The organism is Streptomyces sp. NPDC087845, from assembly GCF_044742755.1.
Classification (GTDB): domain Bacteria; phylum Actinomycetota; class Actinomycetes; order Streptomycetales; family Streptomycetaceae; genus Streptomyces.
Map to the genome: position 1 here is coordinate 1 of NZ_JBIUVC010000031.1, position 22810 is coordinate 22810.

The window sequence follows — 22810 nt, forward strand, 5'->3', positions numbered from 1 at the left end:
AAGCGGGGTTGCTTTCCAGTTCTTCGCTTTCGCGTTTCCCTTTCCAGCGGTTCCAACCTTACCAGACTCTTTTCCGTTCCGTTTCCGGTCCGAATTTGAATTCCGGCAGCCTTTGGAGTGGCCTTGCCTTTCGGCGTCCGCTACGTTAACCGATCCTCTTGGCAACTCATAATCGAGTCGATGGGGTCGAATTACGGGCATGCCGAATTCGCACCCGCCAGGGTGAGTCGAAGGTAGTGGTTGACCGCTTCCGGATGCTTGGGGTGATCCGATGGACCGTACCGACAGCAGTACCCGTTTCAAGCGGCTCGGGCTACATTAGGCGGCGCCCAAGGGCGAGTCAAGTTGCGCGGCGGCGTGGCACGTGGGCCCTGTAGGGGCTCACCGTGGGATCTCCGTCGATCCAGAAGCGCCAGGGATGTACGGATCCGTCGCCGCCCACTCCGGTGCGTGGGCCGCTGCGTACCTGGTCGCGCGGTGGTGGGGTGCCTTGCAGTACGACCAGCTGGGCTCCGGGGTGGGTGATGGCGTCGGTCCCGTTGAGCGCGCGGTCGATGTCGAGGGCGGTGGCCAGTCGGGCCGGGCCTTTGGCCAGTTCCTTGTCATTGCGGGCCGATACTCGACGTTTGCGAGTGAGGTCGGCCCCGACCTGGATGTCTCCGGCCCTCAGCAGCACCCCGCTCGCCCTGCCCTCGGGTCCGCACACCAGGTTGAGGCAGTGCCACATGCCGTAGGTGAAGTAGACATACGCGTGGCCGGGCGGTCCGTACATGACGCTGTTGCGCGGGGTGCGGCCTCTGAACGCGTGCGATCCCGGGTCGATCTCGCCGGCGTAGGCCTCCACCTCGGTGAGGCGGAGTTCGATGGGGCCTTCGGACGTGGTGCGTACCAGAGTCCGGCCCAGGAGGTCGGGTGCGACCTCCAGTACGGGGCGGTCGAAGAATGCGCGTGTCAGTGGCGTACGGTCCAGGCCCTCGATCATGGCGTTCGAGGGTACCGGGAACCGACTGCGGTCGTGGCGCGTATCTAGGGGTCAGGACCAAGGAGGAGTAAACATGGGCTTCAAGCGGCTGCTCGCGAGCATGGGTGCCGGTGGTGCTTCGGTGGAGACCGAGCTGACCGAGCTCAATGTCGTACCGGGCGGGGTCGTCCAGGGCGAGGTGCGGGTCCAGGGCGGATCCGTGGATCAGCGGATCGAGGGGCTCTCCGTCGGTCTGCAGGCCCGGGTCGAGGTCGAGGGCCAGGACACGGAGACCAAGCAGGACATCGAGTTCACCAAGCTCCGGCTGGGCGGCGCGTTCGAGGTGCGGGCCGGTGCCGTGCACATCGTGCCGTTCGGGCTCGAAATCCCGTGGGAGACGCCCATCACGATGTTCGCCGGTCAGCATCTGCATGGCATGAACATCGGCGTGACCACGGAGCTGGAGATCGCGCGGGCGCTGGACTCGGGCGACCTCGACCCGATCAATGTGCATCCGCTGCCGGCCCAGCAGGCCATTCTCGACGCCTTCGGGCAGCTCGGCTTCGGCTTCCGCAGTGCGGACATGGAGCGGGGCCACATCCGCGGTACGCGCCAGCGGCTGCCGTTCTACCAGGAGATCGAGTTCTTCCCGCCGCAGCAGTACCGCGGGCTGAACCAGGTGGAGCTGACGTTCGTCGCGGACGACCGCGAGATGGACGTCGTCCTGGAGATGGACAAGAAGTCGGGGCTCTTCAGCGAGGGCAGCGACTCGTACCGCTCGTTCAAGGTCGGGCTGAACGACTTCCATGGGACCGACTGGGCGGCGTACCTCAATCAGTGGCTCGCCCAGGTCGGCGGTCAGCGCAACTGGCTCTAGGGTCGGTGGGAGACCTGCCGACAGCAGTAGAGCGATCAGAAGAGGTGCTGACGTGACCGAGCGGAAAAGAGCGCCGCTGCCGCACGACTTCCATCCCGAGGTGCCGTCGTTCACGGTGGTGAGCGAGGACCTCGCCCCTGGGGCGGTCCTCGCGGACGCCCAGGTGTTCGCGGCCGGGAACACTTCGCCGCAGTTGCGGTGGGAGGGGTTCCCGGACGGGACCGGGAGCTTCGCCGTGACCTGTTTCGATCCCGACGCTCCGACGGGCAGCGGATTCTGGCACTGGGTGGTCTTCGACATCCCGGCGTCGGTCACGGAGCTGCCGGCCGGTGCGGGCAGCGGGAAGTTCGAGGGGCTGCCCGCCGGTGCCGTGCACGTTCGCAACGACTACGGGTCGAAGGACTTCGGCGGTGCCGCTCCGCCGGCCGGGGAGAACCACCGCTATGTCTTCACCGTGTACGCGGTGGACAGCGAGAAGCTCGGTGTCGACAGCGATGCGTCGCCCGCGGTCGTCGGATTCAATCTGCGGTTCCACACGCTGGCCCGTGCTCAGCTGATCGGTGAATACACGGGTCCCGTCCAGTAGCCGGTGGGCCGAGAGTTCGCCAGCCGTTTGCCCTGCCCTGGTCTTGGAGAGACCAGGGCAGGGCATTTTTATTGCGTTGTCCATCACGGCCTGCCCGGCCAGAGTTGATCCGGGCCTGCCAGGGGGCGGGCGGCACACGGGAGGTGGGCGGGATGCGGGACACGCTGGTACTGAACGCGAGCTTCGAGCCGCTGTCGACGGTGACGCTGAACCGTGCGGTGGTGCTGATTCTGCAGGACAAGGCCGTCGTCGAGCAGTCGCACCCCGATCTCCGTATGCGTGGCGCCGCCGTGGACATCCCGGTGCCCCGGGTGATCAGGCTCTGCCGGTACGTACGGGTGCCGTTCCGAAGACAGGCCCCGTGGTCCAGAAGGGGCGTACTGATCCGGGACCAGCACCGGTGCGCGTACTGCGGACGGCGGGCGAGCACCGTCGACCATGTGGTGCCGCGTGCCCAGGGCGGTCAGGACACCTGGCTCAACACGGTGGCGTCCTGTGCCGAGGACAACCACCGCAAGGCGGCCCGGACGCCGGAGCAGGCGGGGATGCCGCTGCTGCGGCAGCCGTTCGTACCGTCTCCGGCGGAGGCGATGCTGCTGGCGCTGGGGGCCGGCGAGCGGTCGGCACTGCCGGAGTGGCTGGACCGCACCGCGGCGTAGTCGGCGTAGTCGGGCTACGCAGGGTGTCGTACTCCGAAGCCCGTCTCCTGGTGGGGGCGGGCTTCCGTATGTCAGCGGAGCAGCAGCTGGACGATGGCGGCCGTACCGACCGCGACGATGAGGGCGCGCAGGACGGTGGGGCTGAGGCGGCGGCCGACCTTGGCGCCGATCTGACCGCCGAGTGCGGAGCCGACCGCGATCAGTACGACGGCCGTCCAGTCGAAGTCCGCGACGAAGAGGAAGAAGAGCGCGGCGATGCTGTTGACGACGGCGGCCAGGACATTCTTGACGGCGTTGAGGCGCTGCATCGTGTCGTCGAGCAGCATGCCCATCAGGGAGAGGTAGATGATCCCTTGGGCGGCGGTGAAGTAGCCGCCGTAGATGCTGGCGAGCGTCAGTCCGGCGAAGAGGAGCGGACCGCCGTCGGGGCGGGCGGGGATGCCGGAGTGCTCGCGTCGGCGCTGGACCGCTTTGCTGATGCGGGGTTGCAGGATGACCAGGACGAGGGCCAGGGCCACCAGGATCGGCACGACCGTCTCGAAGGCCGTGGAAGGCAGGGTCAGCAGGAGGGTCGCGCCGGTGAGGCCGCCGATCAGGGCGCCGATGGCGAGCTTGAGGACGCGGCGGGCCTGCCCGGTGAGTTCCTCGCGGTAGCCGATGGCGCCGCTGATCGAGCCAGGGATCAGACCGAGGGCGTTGGAGACGGTGGCGGTGACCGGGGGCAGGCCGGTGGCGAGCAGCACGGGGAAGGTGATCAGCGTTCCCGATCCGACGATCGCGTTGATCGTCCCGGCGCTGATGCCCGCAGCGAAGACGGCGAGCATCTCCCAGGTGGTCATGGCGAATCCCCCGTGCATGATCGGTGGTTGGTGCACTGATCATGCACGAGGGCGTGTACACATCAGTCGACCGGGGGCTGTTCCCGGCGTTCCTTCCCGGTGTCGAATCCGGAGGCGCCACTGCCGAGGTTGCCGAAGGCTCCGCTGAGGCCCTTGAGGGCGTCACCGATCTCGCTGGGCACGATCCAGAGCTTGTTGGCGTCGCCCTCGGCGATCTTCGGGAGCATCTGGAGGTACTGGTACGAGAGGAGCTTCTGGTCCGGGTCACCGGCGTGGATGGACTCGAAGACCGTACGGATGGCCTGGGCCTCGCCCTCGGCGCGCAGGGCCGAGGCCTTGGCCTCACCTTCGGCGCGCAGGATCGCGGACTGCTTCTCGCCCTCGGCGGTGAGGATCGCGGACTGCCGGGTTCCTTCGGCCTGGAGGATCGCGGCGCGCTTGTCACGGTCGGCGCGCATCTGCTTCTCCATCGAGTCCTGGATGGAGGTGGGCGGTTCGATCGCCTTGAGCTCGACGCGGTTGACGCGGATGCCCCACTTGCCGGTCGCCTCGTCGAGGACTCCGCGGAGGGCCGCGTTGATGTCCTCGCGGGAGGTCAAGGTCCGCTCCAGGTCCATGCCACCGATGATGTTGCGGAGGGTGGTGACGGTGAGCTGCTCGATCGCCTGGATGTAACTGGCGACTTCGTAGGTCGCGGCCCTCGCGTCGGTCACCTGGTAGTAGATGACCGTGTCGATGTTGACGACCAGGTTGTCCTGGGTGATCACCGGCTGGGGCGGGAACGGCACGACCTGTTCACGGAGGTCGATGCGGTTCCTGATCGTGTCGATGAATGGAACGACGATGTTCAGGCCCGCGTTGAGCGTGCGGGTGTAGCGGCCGAAGCGCTCCACGATGGCGGCGCTGGCCTGCGGAATGACCTGGATCGTCTTGATCAGGGCGATGAAGACGAGCACCACCAGAATGATCAGAACGATGATGATCGGTTGCATCGTGTTCCTCGTTGCCCTTCGGTTGCCGACGGATCGCGATGATCGAGGTCGAGATCGCGGGAGGGACCGTATGCCTGGACGGCCCCGTTCTCATGATGATCGACTTCGAGTCTGACAGAACGTGCTCTGTCGTGTGGGTGGTTCGGTCACATGACGACTGCTGTGGCACCGTCGATCTCGACGACATCGACCTGTTGGCCCGGGTCGAAGCTCTGGTCGCCGTCGAGTGCGCGGGCGGACCAGATCTCTCCGGCCAGCTTGATCCGGCCGCCGCTGCCGTCGACCCGTTCCAGGACGACGGCCTGACGGCCTTTCAGCGCGTCGATACCGGTGGCGAGTTGTGGCCGGTCGGCACGGTGTCTGGCGGCGATCGGCCGGACCACGGCGATGAGCGCCACGGAGACCACGACGAATACCAGTACTTGGGCCACGATGCCGCCGCCGAGTGCCGCGACGACCGCCGCGGCGACCGCTCCGACGGCGAACATCCCGAACTCGGGCATCGCGGTCAGGACGAGCGGGATGCCCAGTCCCGCAGCGCCGATCAGCCACCACACCCACGCGTCGATGTCCACGTGTTCATGGTAGGACCGCGGGTGCCCTCGCGGACAGGGCGCAAGCGGGCGTCGTACCCGACAGGTTCCGGCCAGACTGGTTCTACGGGCTCTGCGGGTCCGCCCGTTCTACGGGTTCTACGAGAGCGGGAGTCCGTGGGCCGTGTAGCGGTCGCCCGTGTGCTCGACGACGAGCGGCAGGCCGAAGCAGAGGGAGAGGTTGCGGGAGCTGAGCTCGGTCTCCATGGGGCCCGCGGCGAGCACCTTGCCCTGGCGGATCATCAGGACGTGGGTGAAGCCGGGGGCGATCTCCTCGACATGGTGGGTGACCATGATCATGGAGGGGGCGTACGGGTCGCGGGCCAGCCGGCCGAGGCGGCGGACCAGGTCCTCACGGCCTCCGAGGTCGAGTCCCGCGGCGGGCTCGTCGAGGAGGAGCAGCTCGGGGTCGGTCATCATGGCGCGGGCGATCAGGGTGCGCTTGCGCTCGCCCTCGGACAGGGTGCCGAACTTGCGGTCGAGGTACTCGGTCATGCCGAGGCGGTCGAGGAAGGCGCGGGCGCGCTCCTCGTCGACGGCTTCGTAGTTCTCGTGCCAGGTGGCGGTCATGCCGTACGCGGCGGTGAGCACGGTCTGCAGCACGGTCTGGCGCTTGGGCAGCTTCTCGGCCATGGCGACGCCCGCGATGCCGATGCGGGGGCGGAGGTCGAACACGTCGGTGCCGACGCCGCCGAGTTGCTCGCCGAGGATTCTGGCGGTGCCGGTGCTCGGGAAGAGGTAGCTGGACGCGATGTTGAGGAGGGTGGTCTTGCCCGCGCCGTTCGGGCCGAGGATGACCCAGCGCTCCCCCTCCTTGACCTGCCAGGAGACGTCGTCCACCAGAGCGCGTCCGTCGCGGACCACGGATACGTCCACCAGCTCCAGTACATCGCTCATGGCGCGTTGTCTCCCCATGCAGTGTCGAGATCGTCGCGTGCCTGTGGGCACAGCTCCCAGGGAAATCTACGCCACCTCGGGAGTGCCTCAGGCGCTGGGCCCGTGTGAGGACAGGCCCCTGGTCCGTTCCCTAGGCTGTTCCCATGCTTTCGGAACCACGCTCAGGGCTGCTGGCCGCTTGGGGAAACGCGCTTCTGGCGGGACTCGTACCGCCGGACGACGCGGCGCTCGCGATTGTCGGGGAGGACGCGGTCCACCGCGTGGAGGGGCTGCCGGGTGAGGCGGGGCCGGTCGGGCTCACGCTGGCGCTCGGGCGGTTGCGGGGTCTGGGGGTGACCGGATTCCGGGTCGCGCTGCCGGCGCCCGGGCACCCGCTGGGGCTGAGTGGTCCGCCGGACTTCAACGCGCGGGCGCTGGAGGCCGAGGAGGCGGTGGTCGCGTTCGGTGCGCCGTACGGGCTGGTTCCCGAGGTCCGTGCGGCGGGGCCGGAGGGGGATCTGCACGTCGAGGTGGTGTGGCGCTGCCTGCCGGTACGGGAGGCGCCGCCGGCCGACGTGCCGTCGCTGGGTGAGGCGGAGCGGGAACTCGCCGAGGCGCTGCGGGATGCGACGGCGGTGCTGTCGCGGCTGGACGTGGCTGGTTCCGGGCCGGTGGCCGAGGCGGCGGTGGATGCGTACCGGGCGCGGACGGAGCGGGGGCGCGAGGTGCTGGCTCCGGGATATCCGCCGCGGGCGGTGCGGGTGCTGGAGCTGGCGCAGCGGGTCGGGCTGCTGATCTCGGTGGCGCACGAGAACGGGCACGGCGGTGCGGTGAGCGCGTCGGAGATCGCGGCGCGGGGAGAGGCGCTGAGGCCGGTGGAGCGGGTGGCTCGACGGGCGCAGGTTGCCGCGTACAACGCGTATGTGGAGGAGAGGGAACGGGAGCGGTAGGGCCGGGCGGCCGGGCGGGAGCACCCCTTGCCCCGCCCCGGCCGCCCGGGTGCCGTCCTGCGTCCTCGATCGCCGGACGGGCCGGGACGGTGTCGCCGGACGGGCTGAGCGTGTGCCGGACGGAGTTCGATGCGCCCGTCCGGTGACACAGGACCGTGAGGCCGGTCAGCCGTTCAGGCCGAAGTTCCCGAAGGCCGGGTTGAGCAGGCCGACCACATTGACGGTGTTGCCGACCACATTCACCGGGACGTTCACCGGGACCTGGACGACGTTGCCGCTGACCACGCCCGGGGAGTGGGTCGCGGCACCGTGGGCGCCGGCGCCGTGGCCCGCGGCGGAGGCCGCGCCGGCACCGGCGGCGATGATTCCGCCGGCGAGCATGGTGACGGCGGCGGCCTTCTTCAGGTTCTTCACTTCAGGATCCTCCTAGCGTGGCTGCGGCCGACCGCCGCAGCACCCTGGAGAACGCCCCCGAGTCGGACAGGTTGCGCCGTCCGGGTGACATACACCCGACAGTATGAATCTCGGTCCGGAGGAAGATGCGCCGCTTCGGTGCGGGTCAGCCCGCCGCCCCGTGCCGGACGGCCCAGAGGGCCGCCTGGGTCCGGTCCGAGAGATCCAGCTTCATCAGGATGTTCGAGACGTGCGTCTTGACGGTCTTCTCGGAGAGGACCAGCGCCCGCGCGATCTCGCGGTTGGAGCGGCCGTCGGCGATCAGGCCCAGCACTTCCCGCTCCCGCTCGGTGAGAGTGCTCCCCCGGCCCGTACCGCTGCCTCCGTCGTCCTGGGCGAGCAGGGCACCCGCGACCTCCGGCTGGAGCAGGACGTGGCCCGCGTACACCGAGCGGATGGCACCGGCCAGGGCGTCCGGGTCGACGTCCTTGTATACGTAACCGGAAGCTCCGGCCCGTAGCGCGGGGACCACGGTGCGCTGTTCGGTGAAGCTGGTGACGATGAGGACCTTGGCCGGGTTCTCCAGCTCGCGGAGCCTGCGCAGGGCCTCGATCCCGTCCGTGCCGGGCATCTTGATGTCCATCAGGACGACATCGGGACGGAGCTCCTCGGTCCTGGCCACCCCTTCCGCACCGTCGGACGCCTCACCGACCACTTCTATGTCGTCCTGTACTTCCAGGAATGTACGCAGACCGCGGCGGACCACCTGGTGGTCGTCGACCAGCAGCACCCTGATGATCTTGTCAGCCACCGGGTACCTCCATCTCGATCGTGGTGCCCTTGCCGGGCGCCGATTCAACGGTGAGCCTGCCGCCGACCCCGCTCGCGCGGTCCCGCATCGACACCAGGCCCAGGTGACGGCCTGCCTGCCGGGTCGCCGTGGGTTCGAAGCCGCTGCCGTCGTCGGTGATCCGCAGCAGCGTGCCGCTGCCGTGCCGGGCGAGCGTGACGCCGACGTGCTCGGCGCCCGAGTGGCGCAGCGCGTTGTGCAGGGCCTCCTGGGAGACCCGGAGCAGCGCTTCCTCCTGGGCGGCGGGCAGGGCCCGTACGCCCAGGCTCTCGAAGGTGACCCGGGCGGAGTGGGCGCGGTCCAGAACCTGGATCTGGGTGCGGAGGGTGGCGATGAGACCGTCCTCGTCGAGCGCGGCCGGGCGCAGCTCGACGACGGCGGCGCGCAGCTCCTCCACGGCTTCCGCGGCGAGTGCGGCGACCTGGTGGAGCTCGCCCTTGGCACGGGCCGGGTCGCGGTCGATCAGTGCGGTGGCGGCCTGGGCCGTCAGCCGCAGCGAGAACAGCTTCTGGCTGACCGCGTCGTGCAGCTCATGGGCGAGCCGGGAGCGCTCCTCGGCGATGGTGAGCTCCCGGCTGCGTTCGTACAGCCGTGCGTTGGTGAGGGCGATCGCCGCGTGCTGGGCGAGGATCGACAGCAGTTCCTCGTCCTCGGCGGTGAAACCGCAGCTGCCCTCGGGTTTGGGGCAGCGCTTGTTGGCGAGGAAGAGGGCGCCGATGATCTCGTCGCCGTCCCGGACGGGCAGGCCGAGGAAGTCGGACATGTCGGGGTGGGCGTCGGGCCAGCCCTCGAAGCGGGGGTCCTTTCGGACATCGGCGAGGCGCTCGGGCTTCGCCTGGTGGAGCATCGCGGCGAGGATGCCGTGCTGCCGGGGCAGGGGGCCGATGGCCTTCCACTGCTCGTCGCTGACACCGTCGACGACGAACTGGGCGAAGCCGCCGTGGTCGTCGGGCACGCCCAGCGCGGCGTACTCGGCGTCCAGCAGTTCGCGGGCCGAGGCGACGATCGTCTTCAGGACGTCGCGCATTTCGAGATGCCGGCTCATGGCGAGCAGCGCGGCACTCACCGCTGCGAGGCCCGACGGTGGGCGATGGCTCATGGCCTCACCGTACCGGCGGGGGTACGGACGCCGTATCGGCCTGTGGACGGCTGCCGATTAGGGCGCGGGGACTAGGTCCACGGCCCGTCCGGCACGGGGGCCGGCAAGGGACCCGCCCGTCCGGCACGGGGGCCGGCAAGGGACCCGCCCGTCCGGCGCGGGGACCGGCGAAGTGCCCTGTGGTGGCGGGTAGGAGCGGGCGGAGGAGCCGGATCCCTCGCGGGCGGGGACGGGCGCTGCCCCGCCGTACGCCTGCACCCCTGCCCCGCCGTACGCGTACACCGCTGCTGCCCTGCCGTATGCGTACACCGGTGTCTCCGGCACGAGTTCGGGGACGTCCATTCGCCGGATCCGGGACCGGACCCTCACACTCCGAATTGCTTGAGCAACCATTGGTGAGTTCGTTACCCGGCCGATGTGAGGCCGGGCATAGGACCCACGTCACTTACGAAGCCTGCTAGTGGATACATAAACGCCACATCAGTAAGCATGAGCACGGGACGCCACCTTCGAGCAGGGCCGTGATCCACTACCCGGGATCGTACGTCACACCTTTGCCACGCCATTTTGCTGACGCTAAGAATTGCACTCGTCCCCGACGGAGATGCGAAAACACCGCCTCCCGTCTTCGTCCTCCGTGAGGACTCCCGCTATTCGAAGAGGTACGTCTGCATGTCCGAGTCCAGCATCCCCGGCCGCCGCCGTCGTCTGAACAAGACCCAGAAGCTCTCCGTCGCGGGCATCTCCGCCATCGCCGTCGCCTCCCTCTCCTTCTCGCTCGTCCCCGCCAATGCCGAAGGCAAGCCCGAGGCCTCGGCCCCTGTGTCCGCCGCCCCCGCGGTCCTCGCGTCGGCCGCCGGTACCCCGCAGGCCAAGGCACTGCAGTCCAGCCTCATCGAGCAGCACTCCACCGCCGAGAAGCTGGTGAAGGCCGCAGACCTCGCGAGGGCCAAGGAGGCCGCCGCGGTCGAGGCGAAGGCGCAGGCCGCCGCGAAGGCCAAGGCCGCCGCGGCCGAGGTCAAGGCGCAGGCCGAGGCGAAGGCCCGCGCAGCGGCCCGGGCGAAGGCCGAGGCCGTCGCCGAGAAGCGCACCGGCACGCAGGCCGCCAGCCGTTCCGAGGTCCGCACCCCGGTCTACGCCAACAACCTGGACGGCTGGATCAGGCAGGCCCTGGACATCATGAAGGCGCGCGGCATCCCCGGCTCGTACGACGGCCTGCACCGCAACATCATGCGGGAGTCCACCGGCAACCCGAACGCGGTCAACGGCTGGGACATCAACGCCAAGAACGGCACCCCGTCCTGCGGTCTGCTGCAGGTCATCCGGCCGACCTTCAACGCGTACCACGTCTCCGGCACCTCCTCGAACATCTACGACCCGGTCGCCAACATCACCGCGGCGGCCAACTACGCCGCCGACCGCTACGGCTCGATCGACAACGTCAACAGCGCGTACTGATCGGCTCCGGACGTCCTCGGACGGCCTGCGGATCCACATGCGCACACGCCGAAGGGCGGCACCCCGCGCGGGGCGCCGCCCTTCGGCGTTCCGTGCCGGTGGCCGCGCCTACTTGCGCATGACCTCCGGCTCGTGACGGCGCAGCAGCCGCGCGACCGCGATGCCGCAGATGATGCCGAGGAGCAGCAGCACCGAGATGTCGATCCCCCACTGGCCGGCCGAGTGCTCCCACAGCGGGTCCAGGTCGGTCGGGTTCTTCGGGTCCCACGGCGCCATCAGGTGCGAGAGGTCGAGCGTCGTACCCACGCCGGCGATGGCCCAGCGGGACGGCATCAGCCAGGCGACCTGCTCCAGGCCGGGCGATCCGTACACCTGGAAGAGGATGCCGGTGAAGACGATCTGGACGATCGCGAACATGACCAGCAGCGGCATGGTCTTCTCGGCGGTCTTCACCAGCGAGGAGATGACCAGGCCGAACATCATCGAGGTGAAGCCGAGCACGGTGATCGTCAGGCAGAGCTCGACGGCCGGCGGCATGATCAGACCCTCTGCGGGCAGCTCGCGGGTGGCGAACCCGATGCCGCAGATGATGACGCCCTGGATGGCCGTGATCACACCGAGGACGATCACCTTGGACATCAGGTAGGCGGAACGGGAGAGACCGGTGGCCCGTTCCCGTTCGTAGATGACGCGTTCCTTGATCAGTTCTCGTACGGAGTTGGCCGCGCCGGACAAGCACATGCCGACCGCGAGGATCAGCATGATCGTTCCGGCGGCCCCGTTGAACCGGGACGGCGGCTTCGGCGGGGCCAGGCCGAAGGTGGCCGGGATGACCACGCTGACGACGCCGAGCACGGCGGGCAGCATCACCATCAGGCCCATGAAGCCCTTGTCGGACGCGATCACCGAGATGTAGCGGCGGATCAGTGTCCACAGCTGAACCGTCCAGCCCTGCGGCTTCGGCGGGCGCATCTGCTGCGGAGTCGGCATGTGCGCGGACTGCACGGCGACGGCGTCGATGTCCGCCGCGTACATCTGGTAGTGCTGCGAACCGCGCCAGCGGCCCGCCCAGTCGTAGTCGCGGTAGTTCTCGAACGCGGAGAAGACATCGGCCCAGGTGGTGTAGCCGAAGAAGTTGAGTGCCTCCTCCGGGGGGCCGAAGTAGGCGACGGAGCCGCCCGGTGCCATGACGAGCAGCTTGTCGCAGAGGGCCAGCTCGGCGACGGAGTGGGTGACGACGAGGACCGTACGGCCGTCGTCGGCCAGGCCGCGCAGCAGCTGCATGACATCGCGGTCCATGCCCGGGTCGAGGCCGGAAGTCGGCTCGTCCAGGAAGATCAGCGACGGCTTGGTGAGCAGCTCCAGGGCCACGGAGACACGCTTGCGCTGGCCGCCGGAGAGCGAGGTGACCTTCTTGTCCTTGTGGATGTCGAGCTTGAGCTCGGCGAGGACTTCGAGGATCCGGGCCTCGCGTTCGGCCTCGGTGGTGTCCGCGGGGAAGCGGAGCTTGGCCGCGTACTTGAGAGCCTTGGTGACGGTGAGTTCCTTGTGCAGGATGTCGTCCTGCGGGACCAGACCGATGCGCTGACGCAGCTCGGCGAACTGCTTGTACAGGTTCCGGTTGTCGTAGAGGACGTCCCCCTGGTTGGCGGGCCGGTAGCCGGTGAGCGCCTTGAGCAGGGTGGACTTGCCGGAGCCGGACGGGCCGATGACCGCGACGAGCGACTTCTCCGGGACGCCGAAGGAGACGTCCTTGAGGATCTGCTTCCCACCGTCGACCGTCACCGTGAGGTGGCGGGCGGAGAAGGAGACCTCACCGGTGTCGACGAACTCTTCCAGCCGGTCCCCGACCAGGCGGAAGGCCGAGTGACCGACGCCGACGATGTCGTTCGGGCCGATGAGCGCGGAGCCGGACTTGGAGAGCGGCTGACCGTTGACGTAGGTGCCGTTGTGGGACCCGAGGTCACGGATCTCGAAGCGGCCGTCGGGCGTCGCGTGGAATTCGGCGTGGTGGCGCGAGACCTGGAGGTCGGAGACGACCAGTTCGTTCTCGAGCGCACGGCCGATGCGCATGACGCGGCCGAGGGCCACCTGGTGGAACGTGGTCGGGTTGCGGTCGCCGTACATCGGCGGGGCCCCCGCGGCACCGCCGGGCCGGCCCGCGCCGGGTGTCTCCGCCATGCCCTGCTGATGCGGGACCTGGGGCTGCTGGGGCTGCGCGGGCTGCTGTTGCGGCTGGGCCTGAGGAGCCTGCTGCCAGCCCTGCTGCGGCTGCTGCGGAGCCTGGGCGGCCTGCCCGCCGGGCCAGCCCGCGCCTCCCTGCTGGGCCGGCCGGCCGGGGGCCTGCTGCGCACCCGCGCCCTGCCCGCTGTACACATCGGCACCCGCGGCGGCGGCGACGCTCAGCCGCGGTCCGTCAGTGGCATTGCCCAGGTGCACGGCGGAGCCGGGGCCTATTTCCAGCTGGTGGATTCTCCGGCCCTGCACATAGGTGCCGTTCGTGCTGCCGTGGTCCTCGATGAACCAACTCTGGCCCCCCCAGCTGATCGTGGCATGCCGCCACGAGACCCTGGCGTCGTCGATCACCAGGTCACCCTGCGGATCACGACCCAGGGTGTACGGCCTGGACGGATCGAGCGTCCAGGTCCTGCCATTCAATTCCAGTACGAGTTCCGGCACTCCGCGCCCCACTAGTTGTCCCCCGAGTTACCCCCGTTGCAGGGAGTCTAGGGATGCTGAACATCGTGGGGAACTATTCCAGGAGCAGTCCCCGATACGAAAGTCGGGCGGGGTGAAGGCACTGCCGAGACCTGCGGTGTTGCACCGTCGGCCCACGCATGACCGGCACGGAGACCGGCGGGCGCGCGAGTGCGTGCGAACGGTGAGTGAACGAATCAATCCGGGATGTTCCGGCCTCGCGCGCCCCCTCGGACGCGTCCGCGGTCGCCGGACGTGCCCACGCGTGTCCTGTCCGTCATCTCACGGTGTTCCCGGCGGGCGGGAACGGCGCGGCGCGTGCAGAGAGCCGGACGACGCGCTGTCCGGTCTTCGGGACGGGCCTCCGGTGCCATGGAGCGGACCGATACGGTGGGAGCACCATGAGCGCATCTCAGCCACCTCAGTCTTCCCCGTCTCCTGAGCTCCCTGAGTCCCGTCAGGGCACGGACACACCCACCCTTCTCGTGAAGATCTTCGGGAAGGACCGCCCCGGGATCACCGCCGGGCTCTTCGACACCCTCGCTGCCTACTCGGTCGACGTCGTCGACATCGAGCAGGTCGTCACCCGTGGCCGCATCGTCCTGTGCGCGCTGGTCACCTCCCCGACCGCCGGCGGCACCACCGAGGGCGACCTGCGGGCGACCGTGCACAGCTGGGCCGATTCACTGAAACTGCAGGCCGAGATCATCTCCGGTACGGGTGACAACCGCCCGCGTGGCTACGGACGTTCCCACGTGACGGTGCTCGGGCACCCGCTGACCGCGGAGTCGACCGCCGCCATAGCGGCCAGGATCACTTCGACCGGCGGGAACATCGACCGGATCTTCCGGCTCGCGAAGTACCCGGTCACGGCGGTCGAGTTCGCCGTCTCCGGCACCGGGACCGAGGAGCTGCGGACGGCACTGGCGACGGAGTCCGCGGGGATCGGTGTCGACGTCGCGGTCGTGTCGGCCGGGCTGAGCCGCCGGGCGCAGCGGCTGGTCGTCATGGACGTCGACTCGACGCTCATCCAGGACGAGGTCATCGAGCTCTTCGCCGCCCACGCCGGCTGCGAGGACAAGGTCGCCGAGGTGACCGAGCAGGCGATGCGCGGCGAGCTCGACTTCGAGCAGTCGCTGCACGCACGGGTGGCGCTGCTGGCGGGGCTCGATGTCTCGGTGGTGGACAAGGTGCGCGCCGAGGTGCGGCTGACACCGGGGGCCCGCACCCTGATCCGTACGCTGAAGCGGCTCGGCTATCAAGTGGGCGTGGTCTCGGGGGGGTTCACCCAGGTCACCGACGACCTGAAGGAGCGGCTCGGGCTCGACTTCGCCTCCGCCAACACCTTGGAAGTGGTCGACGGAAAGCTCACCGGCAGGGTCGTCGGCGACATCGTCGACCGGGCCGGCAAGGCCCGGCTGCTGCGCAGTTTCGCCGAGCAGGCCGGGGTGCCGCTGGCGCAGACCGTCGCGATCGGCGACGGTGCGAACGACCTAGACATGCTGAACACGGCCGGGCTCGGGGTGGCCTTCAACGCCAAGCCGGTGGTCCGCGAGGCCGCACACACCGCAGTGAACGTGCCGTTCCTGGACACCGTGCTGTATCTGCTGGGCATCACGCGCGAGGAGGTCGAGGCCGCCGACGGTCTCGTCGAGTGAGGCGCGTCCCCGTACGAGCAGGGCCCCGGTGGTTTCCGCACCGGGGCCCTGCTCGTACGACGACGTGAACCGTACGACGACGTGAACCGTGGCACGCCGTGAACCGTGGGACGTCAAGCGCCATGGGACGTCGGGGGCTGCGGGACATCAGGGGCTGTGCGGAGCGGGAACCGTACGGCGGCGGAATCAGTCGTTGGGCGTCCAGTACTCGATCAGCTTGCCCACTCCGTGCTCCACGCCCTTCCAGGAGCCGGTGAACTCCACGACGGCGAAGGCGGCGGTCGGGAAGCCGCCGCGGTTCATCCGGGCCAGGGCATCGCCCTCGGCCGATTCCGAGAGGGCGTCGGCGACCGCGTGCATCCCGGGGTTGTGGCCGATGACGAGAAGGTCGCGCACATCGTCGGGGGTCTCGTTGATCAGGGCGATCAGTTCGCCGGGAGACGCCTCGTACAGTCGCTCCTCGTACACGGTCCTGGGGCGGTGCGGCATCTCGTGCACCGCCAGCTTCCACGTCTCGCGCGTCCTCGCGGCGGTCGAGCAGAGGGCCAGATCGAGAACGATCCCGGAGTCGACGAGTCTGCGGCCTGCGACGGGGGCATCCTTGCGGCCCCGCTCCGTGAGCGGCCGCTCATGGTCGGAGTCCTGCGACCATTCCGCCTTTGCATGCCTGAGAAGGACGATCCTGCGAGGTGTATCGACGCTCATACACCTCAGCTTCGCACGAAATGTGCCGCCCGGCGCAGGGTGTTGAAGGGCTTCCACAGGCTGCGTGGAAACCGTCAGCCGGACACCAGGGCCACGATGCGCTCGAACAACCGGCCGATCGCGGGGTCGGTCGTCGCCGCGCTCGCGTCGTCGGATCCCACGATCAACAGCAGGAGCGCGGCGAACGCGATCGCGGGCAGCGCGATGGCCCACCACGGCAGCCGGACCTCGACGCTGCCCGTGGCCGAGTGGGTGGACCGGGTGTGCGTAGGGGCCGACATGCCCGCCTCCGTGAGTCGTGGATTCTGATACTCAGAACCTACGGACGTGGAGCAGCCCGCCCCATCCGGTGACCCACCCACTTCACCCTGGCCCTGTCCCCCTAGGGGACGGTGGTGCTAGCCCCACCCCCGGCCCCACCGGCTGTCGGACCGTACGCGGCCGCGCGGTTCGGGACAGCGGGCGGAATCGGGGGGCGGGCGGGTTTCAGGGGGACGCGACCGAGGCGATCACCGCGATGACCACGGTGACCAGCAGCATCGCCCCGAGCACGAGGAGCAGCTTCTTCTGACCGTTCTGGGGATTCGGGTCGAGCACAGGAGACATGGGCTCAGTCTCGCATCTCAGCACTCGTCCTCGATCGTCCGGTCCCGCCCGGCCAGAACTCCGGCCGCCATCTGCGGCACCATGAGGCCCGCCATCAGCGCGATCGGCAGCCCCCAGCCGCCGCTGTGCTGGTGGAGCACGCCGACGAGCAGCGGGCCCGGGATCGAGATCAGATAGCCGGTGGACTGCGCGAACGCGGACAGCCGGACCACGCCGGCGCCACTGCGGGACCGCATGCCGATCATGGTCAGGGCGAGCGGGAAGGCGCAGTTCGAGATGCCGAGCAGCAGCGCCCAGGCCCAGGCCCCGCCGGCCGGTGCGAGGTAGAGGCCCGCATAACCGATGAGGCCGCAGGCACCGAGGACGACGACGATCGGGCCCTGGTTCCTCATACCGGCGGCGACCCGGGGTATGACGAACGCGAGAGGCACGCCCATCGCCATGGTCACGGCCAGCAGAACACCCGCCGTACCGGCCGAGACGCCCGCGTCACGGAAGATCTGCGGCATCCATCCCATCGTGATGTACGCGGCGGTGGCCTGCAGGCCGAAGAAACAGGCGAGGCCCCACGCCGTACGGCTGCGGGTGATCCTGAGCGCCGGGGCGTCCTTGTGGTGGGCGGCGGGCCTCCCCGGGGCGTCGCGCCGCTCCCGTACCAGCGGAATCCAGGGCAGGATCGCGGCCGTGGCGAGCACGGCCCACATGCCGAGGCCCGCCCGCCAGCTGCCGCCCAGCGCGCTGGTCATGGGCACGGTCACGGCGGCGGCGAGCGAGGTGCCGAGGGCCAGGGCCATCGAGTAGAGCCCGGTCATGGGGCCGACGCGGTCCGGGAACCAGCGCTTGACGATCACCGGCATCAGCACATTGCTGACGGCGATGCCCATGAGGGCGAGGGCGCTCGCGGCGAGGAAGCCGGCCGTGCCGCCGACGAGCGGCCGGATCACCAGACCGGCCGTGATGGCGATCATGCCGACGCAGACGATCGCCCCCGGGCCGAAGCGGCGGGCGAGGCGCGGCGCCATGACACCGAAGACCGCGAAGCAGAGCGGCGGTACGGAGGTGAGGACCCCGGCGACGCTGCCGCTCATGTGCAGCCCGTCCTGCACCTCTTCGAGGAGGGCGCCGAGGCTGGTGATGGCGGGGCGGAGGTTGAGCGCGGCGAGGACGAGCCCGATGGCGACCAGCCGGAGCAGCCATGGGGAGGGACCGGGAGCGGTCTGCATGGCCTGTGCGGTCTGCGGGGCGGGCGAGGCTTGCGGGGCCGGGGTTTTCGCAGGGGTGTCCGCTGTGGTGGCGGGACTCAGGGTCCGGGTCCGGTTCTGCGGCTGGATCTCGTCATCGGGCATGGGGTCATCATAGAATCATGGGATGATTGATTGTCCAATCCTTCGTCTACTGCTCTGAGACCATTCACCACCGGGAGAGCACCCCCGTCCCGCTCTCCTCTCCTCTCTTCTCCTCACCCAGCAACCCGAGCAAGGAGCACCATGGCGCTGACGTCTCCGCGGCGTTCGGCACTCGCCGACCAGGTGATTGCCCAACTGAGGAATCAGATCACCTCGGGCGAGTGGCCCGTGGGTTCACGGATCCCCACCGAGCCCGAGCTGGTGGAGCAGCTGGGCGTGGCCCGCAACACGGTCCGCGAGGCCGTGCGCGCGCTCGCGCACAACGGCCTGCTCGACATCCGGCAGGGCTCGGGCACCTATGTCGTCGCCACCAGCGAACTGGCCGGGGTGATGCACCGCCGCTTCGCCGCCGCCGATCCGCGCCATGTCGCCGAGCTGCGCTCCACCCTGGAGTCGTCGGCGGCACGGCTGGCCGCCGCCCGGCGCACCGAGCGGGATCTGAAGCAGCTGGACGCGCTCATGGCACGCCGTGAGGAGACCTGGGCCGCGGGCGACGCCGAGGCATTCGTCGCGGCGGACGCGACGCTGCACCTGGCCGTGGTCGCGGCTTCGCACAATGACGTGCTGACCGGCCTCTACGCCGATCTGGGCGATCTGCTGCGCGACTATCTCAGGGGTGATGTCGGCCATGAGCTGCGGCCGGAGAACCACATGGACCACGGCCGGCTGGTCGAGGCGATCCGGGCCGGGGACGCGGAGACGGCGGCGGCGGAGGCCGCGAGCCATGCGTTGAGCTGTCTGGTGGACCGGGTGTGAGGGGGCGCTTCGAGCCGCGCCGCGGAGAACACCGGAGGAGCGTCGAAGGCATCGTCAGACGGAACCCTGGATCCGATGGGTGATCCAGACCGAGCCGACTTCCTTCCAGCAGCGGTCGTCGAGCCGCACGGTCCGGCCCGGCCCCACGTCGACCGGGGCGGCGTCCGCGTCTATGTCCCACCAGCGGCGGCATTCGGTGTGCAGTTGCACGCGGTCGGTGGAGGGGTAGGGGTTGTGGCAGTAGGCGACGACCCGGGAGCCCCGGACCGACGTCCGGCATTCGGATCCGGCGGGATCGGGCAGGGGAGCGTCGGGGGCCGATGCCCCGGCTCCGGCCCGGCCCGCCACGGATATGACGGATACGCCCCAGGGGGCGACCAGTCCGGCCACGACCATGGAGGCCGCAGGCAGGGCCCAGGTCCGGCGACGTGTGGAGCACATGGCGACCTCCTCCCGCAGCCTGACCAAAAGTCCGGTTCCACCACATTCTGCGGTGGATCGACCATCTTTTCGACTTGAGCGGGCCGGGCCGCACGCAGACGTACGACGGCCGCGTACCGCCTGTTCAAAGGCGGTACGCGGCCGTGTCACAGCTGGTCGTAAGAGGTCAGGCACCCATCATGTGCACGCCGCCGTCGACGTGGATGATCTCTCCCGTGGTCTTCGGGAAGAAGTCCGAGAGCAGGGCGACGACACCGCGGCCGGCCGGCTCCGGGTCCGCCATGCTCCAGGACAGCGGGGAGCGGGTGTTCCACACGTCCGCGAGCTCGGAGAAGCCCGGGATGGACTTGGCGGCCATGGAGCCGATCGGTCCGGCCGAGATCAGGTTGCAGCGGATGTCGTCCTTGCCCAGGTCACGGGCGAGGTAGCGGGAGGTGGCCTCCAGCGCGGCCTTGGCCGGGCCCATCCAGTCGTACTGCGGCCAGGCGAACTGCGCGTCGAAGGTGAGGCCGACGATCGAGCCGCCCTCGCTCATCAGCGGCTTGCAGGCCATGGCGAGCGACTTCAGCGAGAACGCCGAGACGTGCATCGCGGTGGAGACGGACTCGAACGGGGTGTTCAGGAAATTGCCGCCGAGCGCGTCCTGCGGCGCGAAGCCGATCGAGTGCACGACGCCGTCGAGCGAACCGAGCTCGTCACGGACCAGGCCGGCCAGGCGGTCGAGGTGCTCGGTGTTGGTCACGTCCAGCTCGATGACCTTGGCCGGCTTCGGCAGCTTCTTGGCGATGCGCTCCGTCAGCGTGGGCCGGGGGAAGGCGGTCAGGATGACCTCGGCGCCCTGCTCCTGGGCCACCTTGGCGGTGTGGAAGGCGATGGACGACTCCATCAGCACACCGGTGATGAGGATGCGCTTGCCGTCGAGAATTCCGCTCATGGTGATCAGTGACCCATGCCCAATCCGCCGTCAACGGGGATGACGGCTCCAGTGATGTACGACGCGTCGTCGGAGGCGAGGAAGCGCACCGCGGCGGCGATCTCCTCGGGCTGCGCGTAGCGGCCGAGCGGCACCTGGGACACGATGCCCTTGCGCTGCTCCTCGGTGAGCACCTGGGTCATGTCGGTGTCGACGAAACCAGGTGCGACGACGTTGAAAGTGATGTTCCGCGAGCCGAGTTCACGGGCCAGCGACCGGGCGAAGCCGACCAGACCCGCCTTGGAGGCGGCGTAGTTCGCCTGCCCGGCCGAGCCGAGGAGCCCGACGACGGAGGAGATGAGGACGACACGGCCCTTCTTCGCGCGCAGCATGCCGCGGTTGGCACGCTTCACGACCCGGAAGGTGCCGGTGAGGTTGGTGTCGAGTACGGACGTGAAGTCCTCCTCGGACATCCGCATCAGCAACTGGTCCTTGGTGATACCGGCGTTGGCGACCAGTACCTCGACGGGGCCGTGCGTGTCCTCGATCTCCTTGTAGGCCTGCTCCACCTGTTCGGCGTCGGTGATGTCGCACCGGACGGCCAGAACGCCCGCCTCGGTGAGGATCTGGGGGGGCTCGCCCGAGCGGTACGTGATCGCGACCTTGTCGCCGTTGTCGGCGAAAGCGCGGGCGATGGCGAGGCCGATGCCTCGGTTTCCTCCGGTGACGAGAACCGAGCGGCTCAACGGATCACCCTTTCGATAGCGGTCTGGTACCTCGAAAACCTATCGGTACCACCCGCCCCACGGGGAATCGGCCCCTGACAGCGCCTCACCCCGGGCACTGTGGGGTTCCTACAGAGGTTCGCCCGCCGCATCGCGCCGCACCCGCCCACGGGCGGGCGATGCCCGATATCACCGGGTGCGGTCACCGTCCGGCGTGGTTCACTGCCGTGGTGTATCGAGAAGGGAATTCCCTGTGCCCCACGAGGTAGACCAGTCGTTCCTCGCCCTGCCGCTGCGGGCCCTCGCCGACGCGGCGCTCGCCCGCGCGCGTGCGCTGGGTGCCGTGCATGCCGACTTCCGCCTGGAGCGGGTGCGCAGCGCGTCCTGGCGGTTGCGGGACGCCCGGCCCGCCGGGACCTCGGACACCACCGATCTCGGGTACGCGGTCCGTGTCGTGCACGGCGGGGCGTGGGGATTCGCGTCGGGCGTGGATCTGACGATGGACGCCGCGGCGAAGGTGGCCTCGCAGGCCGTCGCCATGGCGAAACTGTCCGCGAAGGTGATCGCGGCGGCCGGATCCGACGAGCGGGTCGAGCTGGCGGACGAGCCGGTGCACGGCGAGCGGACCTGGGTCTCGGCCTACGGGATCGATCCCTTCGACGTACCGGACGAGGAGAAGGCGGGGCTGCTCGCCGAGTGGAGCAGCCGGCTCCTGGGCGGGGAAGGCGTCGCCCATGTGGACGCCTCGCTGATGACCGTCCACGAGAACAAGTTCTACGCGGACACGGCGGGCACCGTCACCACCCAGCAGCGGGTGCGGCTGCATCCGCAGTTCACCGCGGTCGCCGTGGACGGGACCACGGGCGAGTTCGACTCGATGCGGACGATCGCCCCGCCGGTGGGCCGCGGCTGGGAGTACCTGACCGGGACCGGCTGGGACTGGGACGGCGAGCTGGAGCGGATTCCCGGGCTGCTGGCCGAGAAGATGCGGGCGCCGAGCGTCGAGGCGGGGACGTACGACCTGGTCGTCGACCCGTCCAATCTCTGGCTGACCATCCACGAGTCGATCGGCCACGCCACCGAGCTGGACCGGGCGCTGGGGTACGAGGCGGCGTACGCCGGGACCTCGTTCGCCACCTTCGACCAGCTGGGGAAGCTGGCCTACGGCTCCCCCGTGATGAATGTGACGGGCGACCGCACCGCCGAGCACGGGCTCGCGACCGTCGGCTACGACGACGAGGGTGTCGAGGCGCAGTCCTGGGACCTGATCAAGGACGGAACGCTCGTCGGATACCAGCTGGACCGGCGGATCGCGAAGCTGACGGGTCTGGGCCGTTCGAACGGCTGCGCGTACGCGGACTCGCCCGCCCACGTCCCCGTCCAGCGGATGGCGAACGTCTCGCTGCGGCCGGATCCGGGCGGGCTGTCCACGGAGGACCTGATCGGCGGGGTGGAGCGCGGGATCTACGTGGTCGGCGACCGGTCCTGGTCCATCGACATGCAGCGCTACAACTTCCAGTTCACCGGGCAGCGGTTCTTCCGCATCGAGAACGGCAGGCTGGCCGGTCAGCTGCGCGACGTCGCGTACCAGGCCACGACGACGGACTTCTGGGGCTCGATGGAGAAGGTCGGCGGCCCGCAGACGTATGTCCTGGGCGGCGCCTTCAACTGCGGCAAGGCCCAGCCCGGCCAGGTCGCGGCCGTCTCGCACGGCTGCCCCGCCGCCCTCTTCCGCGGCGTCAACATCCTCAACACGACGCAGGAGGCCGG

24 protein-coding genes are annotated in these 22810 nt (G+C 69.4%); 8 read left to right on the forward strand and 16 right to left on the reverse strand.

Going from position 1 to position 22810, the window contains the following annotated elements:
* Positions 1–340 precede the first annotated feature (340 nt).
* Positions 341–982, reverse strand: a complete 642-nt coding sequence (locus ACIOMQ_RS39335; RefSeq protein WP_362205810.1) for a DNA-3-methyladenine glycosylase — start codon at positions 980–982, stop codon at positions 341–343.
* 73 nt (positions 983–1055) lie between these two features.
* On the opposite strand from ACIOMQ_RS39335, the gene ACIOMQ_RS39340 reads away from it, so the two are divergent.
* The 3 genes from ACIOMQ_RS39340 to ACIOMQ_RS39350 all read left to right on the forward strand — a co-directional run bounded on the left by ACIOMQ_RS39340 (position 1056) and on the right by ACIOMQ_RS39350 (position 3083).
* Positions 1056–1838, forward strand: coding sequence for a sporulation protein (locus ACIOMQ_RS39340; protein ID WP_401264329.1), 783 nt, complete (start codon positions 1056–1058; stop codon positions 1836–1838).
* Positions 1839–1890: 52 nt separating this feature from the next.
* The gene (locus tag ACIOMQ_RS39345; RefSeq protein WP_362205816.1) at positions 1891–2424 is read left to right on the forward strand and encodes a YbhB/YbcL family Raf kinase inhibitor-like protein; all 534 of its coding nucleotides are present in this window, start codon (positions 1891–1893) and stop codon (positions 2422–2424) included.
* A 152-nt stretch (positions 2425–2576) separates the two neighbouring features.
* Positions 2577–3083, forward strand: a complete 507-nt coding sequence (locus tag ACIOMQ_RS39350; protein WP_093895792.1) for an HNH endonuclease — start codon at positions 2577–2579, stop codon at positions 3081–3083.
* 71 nt (positions 3084–3154) lie between these two features.
* On the opposite strand, the gene ACIOMQ_RS39355 is transcribed toward ACIOMQ_RS39350, so the two are convergent.
* The 4 genes from ACIOMQ_RS39355 to ACIOMQ_RS39370 form a co-directional block, all read right to left on the reverse strand.
* Positions 3155–3922 (reverse strand): sulfite exporter TauE/SafE family protein, encoded by a 768-nt coding sequence (locus ACIOMQ_RS39355; RefSeq protein WP_401944770.1) that lies wholly within the window; start codon positions 3920–3922, stop codon positions 3155–3157.
* Between the two features lie 62 nt (positions 3923–3984).
* Positions 3985–4914, reverse strand: a complete 930-nt coding sequence (locus ACIOMQ_RS39360) for an SPFH domain-containing protein (RefSeq protein ID WP_362205823.1) — start codon at positions 4912–4914, stop codon at positions 3985–3987.
* 146 nt (positions 4915–5060) lie between these two features.
* Positions 5061–5489 (reverse strand): NfeD family protein, encoded by a 429-nt coding sequence (locus ACIOMQ_RS39365; protein WP_362205826.1) that lies wholly within the window; start codon positions 5487–5489, stop codon positions 5061–5063.
* 117 nt (positions 5490–5606) lie between these two features.
* Positions 5607–6404 (reverse strand): ABC transporter ATP-binding protein, encoded by a 798-nt coding sequence (locus ACIOMQ_RS39370; RefSeq protein ID WP_362205829.1) that lies wholly within the window; start codon positions 6402–6404, stop codon positions 5607–5609.
* A gap of 143 nt (positions 6405–6547) precedes the next feature.
* Between ACIOMQ_RS39370 and ACIOMQ_RS39375 the strand changes: the two genes are divergently transcribed.
* Positions 6548–7333 (forward strand): hypothetical protein, encoded by a 786-nt coding sequence (locus ACIOMQ_RS39375; protein ID WP_362205832.1) that lies wholly within the window; start codon positions 6548–6550, stop codon positions 7331–7333.
* A gap of 165 nt (positions 7334–7498) precedes the next feature.
* On the opposite strand, the gene ACIOMQ_RS39380 is transcribed toward ACIOMQ_RS39375, so the two are convergent.
* The 3 genes from ACIOMQ_RS39380 to ACIOMQ_RS39390 all read right to left on the reverse strand — a co-directional run bounded on the left by ACIOMQ_RS39380 (position 7499) and on the right by ACIOMQ_RS39390 (position 9675).
* Positions 7499–7747, reverse strand: a complete 249-nt coding sequence (locus ACIOMQ_RS39380; RefSeq protein ID WP_362205835.1) for a chaplin family protein — start codon at positions 7745–7747, stop codon at positions 7499–7501.
* Positions 7748–7892: 145 nt separating this feature from the next.
* Entirely contained in the window at positions 7893–8537 is a 645-nt protein-coding gene (locus tag ACIOMQ_RS39385) for a response regulator transcription factor (RefSeq protein WP_362205838.1), read from the reverse strand.
* On the reverse strand, positions 8530–9675 hold the full coding sequence (locus ACIOMQ_RS39390) for a GAF domain-containing sensor histidine kinase (protein WP_362205841.1): 1146 nt from the start codon (positions 9673–9675) through the stop codon (positions 8530–8532). Before ACIOMQ_RS39390 ends, ACIOMQ_RS39385 begins: the two co-directional genes overlap by 8 nt.
* A 672-nt stretch (positions 9676–10347) precedes the next feature.
* On the opposite strand from ACIOMQ_RS39390, the gene ACIOMQ_RS39395 reads away from it, so the two are divergent.
* The gene (locus ACIOMQ_RS39395) at positions 10348–11133 is read left to right on the forward strand and encodes a transglycosylase SLT domain-containing protein (RefSeq protein ID WP_401264342.1); all 786 of its coding nucleotides are present in this window, start codon (positions 10348–10350) and stop codon (positions 11131–11133) included.
* 108 nt (positions 11134–11241) lie between these two features.
* Here the strand turns inward: ACIOMQ_RS39395 and ACIOMQ_RS39400 are convergent, their stop codons facing one another.
* On the reverse strand, positions 11242–13824 hold the full coding sequence (locus tag ACIOMQ_RS39400; protein ID WP_402192574.1) for an FHA domain-containing protein: 2583 nt from the start codon (positions 13822–13824) through the stop codon (positions 11242–11244).
* A 407-nt stretch (positions 13825–14231) separates the two neighbouring features.
* Here ACIOMQ_RS39400 and serB point away from each other — a divergent pair, with 407 nt between their 5' ends.
* A complete protein-coding gene (gene serB, locus ACIOMQ_RS39405; RefSeq protein ID WP_362205850.1) occupies positions 14232–15488 on the forward strand; it encodes a phosphoserine phosphatase SerB in 1257 nt (418 codons plus the stop codon).
* 186 nt (positions 15489–15674) lie between these two features.
* On the opposite strand, the gene ACIOMQ_RS39410 is transcribed toward serB, so the two are convergent.
* From ACIOMQ_RS39410 to ACIOMQ_RS39425, 4 genes are all read right to left on the reverse strand, one after another.
* On the reverse strand, positions 15675–16193 hold the full coding sequence (locus ACIOMQ_RS39410) for a histidine phosphatase family protein (protein WP_362205853.1): 519 nt from the start codon (positions 16191–16193) through the stop codon (positions 15675–15677).
* Between the two features lie 74 nt (positions 16194–16267).
* The gene (locus ACIOMQ_RS39415) at positions 16268–16474 is read right to left on the reverse strand and encodes a hypothetical protein (protein ID WP_362205856.1); all 207 of its coding nucleotides are present in this window, start codon (positions 16472–16474) and stop codon (positions 16268–16270) included.
* Positions 16475–16679: 205 nt separating this feature from the next.
* Positions 16680–16790: an SGM_5486 family transporter-associated protein gene (locus tag ACIOMQ_RS39420; RefSeq protein ID WP_269812581.1), complete on the reverse strand. Its 111-nt coding sequence runs from the start codon at positions 16788–16790 to the stop codon at positions 16680–16682.
* Positions 16791–16816: 26 nt separating this feature from the next.
* On the reverse strand, positions 16817–18145 hold the full coding sequence (locus ACIOMQ_RS39425) for an MFS transporter (protein WP_362205859.1): 1329 nt from the start codon (positions 18143–18145) through the stop codon (positions 16817–16819).
* 141 nt (positions 18146–18286) lie between these two features.
* On the opposite strand from ACIOMQ_RS39425, the gene ACIOMQ_RS39430 reads away from it, so the two are divergent.
* Positions 18287–18961: a FadR/GntR family transcriptional regulator gene (locus tag ACIOMQ_RS39430; RefSeq protein WP_401756805.1), complete on the forward strand. Its 675-nt coding sequence runs from the start codon at positions 18287–18289 to the stop codon at positions 18959–18961.
* A 54-nt stretch (positions 18962–19015) separates the two neighbouring features.
* Here ACIOMQ_RS39430 and ACIOMQ_RS39435 read toward each other — a convergent pair whose 3' ends face one another.
* The 3 genes from ACIOMQ_RS39435 to fabG form a co-directional block, all read right to left on the reverse strand.
* Positions 19016–19402, reverse strand: a complete 387-nt coding sequence (locus tag ACIOMQ_RS39435; RefSeq protein WP_402192577.1) for a hypothetical protein — start codon at positions 19400–19402, stop codon at positions 19016–19018.
* Between the two features lie 166 nt (positions 19403–19568).
* Entirely contained in the window at positions 19569–20336 is a 768-nt protein-coding gene (fabI, locus tag ACIOMQ_RS39440) for an enoyl-ACP reductase FabI (protein WP_362205868.1), read from the reverse strand.
* A 5-nt stretch (positions 20337–20341) separates the two neighbouring features.
* Entirely contained in the window at positions 20342–21061 is a 720-nt protein-coding gene (fabG, locus tag ACIOMQ_RS39445; protein ID WP_362205871.1) for a 3-oxoacyl-[acyl-carrier-protein] reductase, read from the reverse strand.
* A 232-nt stretch (positions 21062–21293) separates the two neighbouring features.
* Here fabG and ACIOMQ_RS39450 point away from each other — a divergent pair.
* On the forward strand, positions 21294–22810 hold a 1517-nt coding region (locus tag ACIOMQ_RS39450; RefSeq protein ID WP_402192580.1), incomplete at its 3' end, for a TldD/PmbA family protein.

Coding starts and splice junctions, on each gene's coding strand:
- ACIOMQ_RS39335 (WP_362205810.1), bottom strand. CDS start 982: ATGATCGAGGGCCTGGACCGTACGCCACTGACACGCGCATTCTTCGAC.
- ACIOMQ_RS39340 (WP_401264329.1), top strand. CDS start 1,056: ATGGGCTTCAAGCGGCTGCTCGCGAGCATGGGTGCCGGTGGTGCTTCG.
- ACIOMQ_RS39350 (WP_093895792.1), top strand. CDS start 2,577: ATGCGGGACACGCTGGTACTGAACGCGAGCTTCGAGCCGCTGTCGACG.
- ACIOMQ_RS39355 (WP_401944770.1), bottom strand. CDS start 3,922: ATGACCACCTGGGAGATGCTCGCCGTCTTCGCTGCGGGCATCAGCGCC.
- ACIOMQ_RS39360 (WP_362205823.1), bottom strand. CDS start 4,914: ATGCAACCGATCATCATCGTTCTGATCATTCTGGTGGTGCTCGTCTTC.
- ACIOMQ_RS39370 (WP_362205829.1), bottom strand. CDS start 6,404: ATGAGCGATGTACTGGAGCTGGTGGACGTATCCGTGGTCCGCGACGGA.
- ACIOMQ_RS39375 (WP_362205832.1), top strand. CDS start 6,548: ATGCTTTCGGAACCACGCTCAGGGCTGCTGGCCGCTTGGGGAAACGCG.
- ACIOMQ_RS39390 (WP_362205841.1), bottom strand. CDS start 9,675: ATGAGCCATCGCCCACCGTCGGGCCTCGCAGCGGTGAGTGCCGCGCTG.
- ACIOMQ_RS39395 (WP_401264342.1), top strand. CDS start 10,348: ATGTCCGAGTCCAGCATCCCCGGCCGCCGCCGTCGTCTGAACAAGACC.
- serB (WP_362205850.1), top strand. CDS start 14,232: ATGAGCGCATCTCAGCCACCTCAGTCTTCCCCGTCTCCTGAGCTCCCT.
- ACIOMQ_RS39410 (WP_362205853.1), bottom strand. CDS start 16,193: ATGAGCGTCGATACACCTCGCAGGATCGTCCTTCTCAGGCATGCAAAG.
- ACIOMQ_RS39415 (WP_362205856.1), bottom strand. CDS start 16,474: ATGTCGGCCCCTACGCACACCCGGTCCACCCACTCGGCCACGGGCAGC.
- ACIOMQ_RS39425 (WP_362205859.1), bottom strand. CDS start 18,145: ATGCCCGATGACGAGATCCAGCCGCAGAACCGGACCCGGACCCTGAGT.
- ACIOMQ_RS39430 (WP_401756805.1), top strand. CDS start 18,287: ATGGCGCTGACGTCTCCGCGGCGTTCGGCACTCGCCGACCAGGTGATT.
- ACIOMQ_RS39435 (WP_402192577.1), bottom strand. CDS start 19,402: ATGTGCTCCACACGTCGCCGGACCTGGGCCCTGCCTGCGGCCTCCATG.
- fabI (WP_362205868.1), bottom strand. CDS start 20,336: ATGAGCGGAATTCTCGACGGCAAGCGCATCCTCATCACCGGTGTGCTG.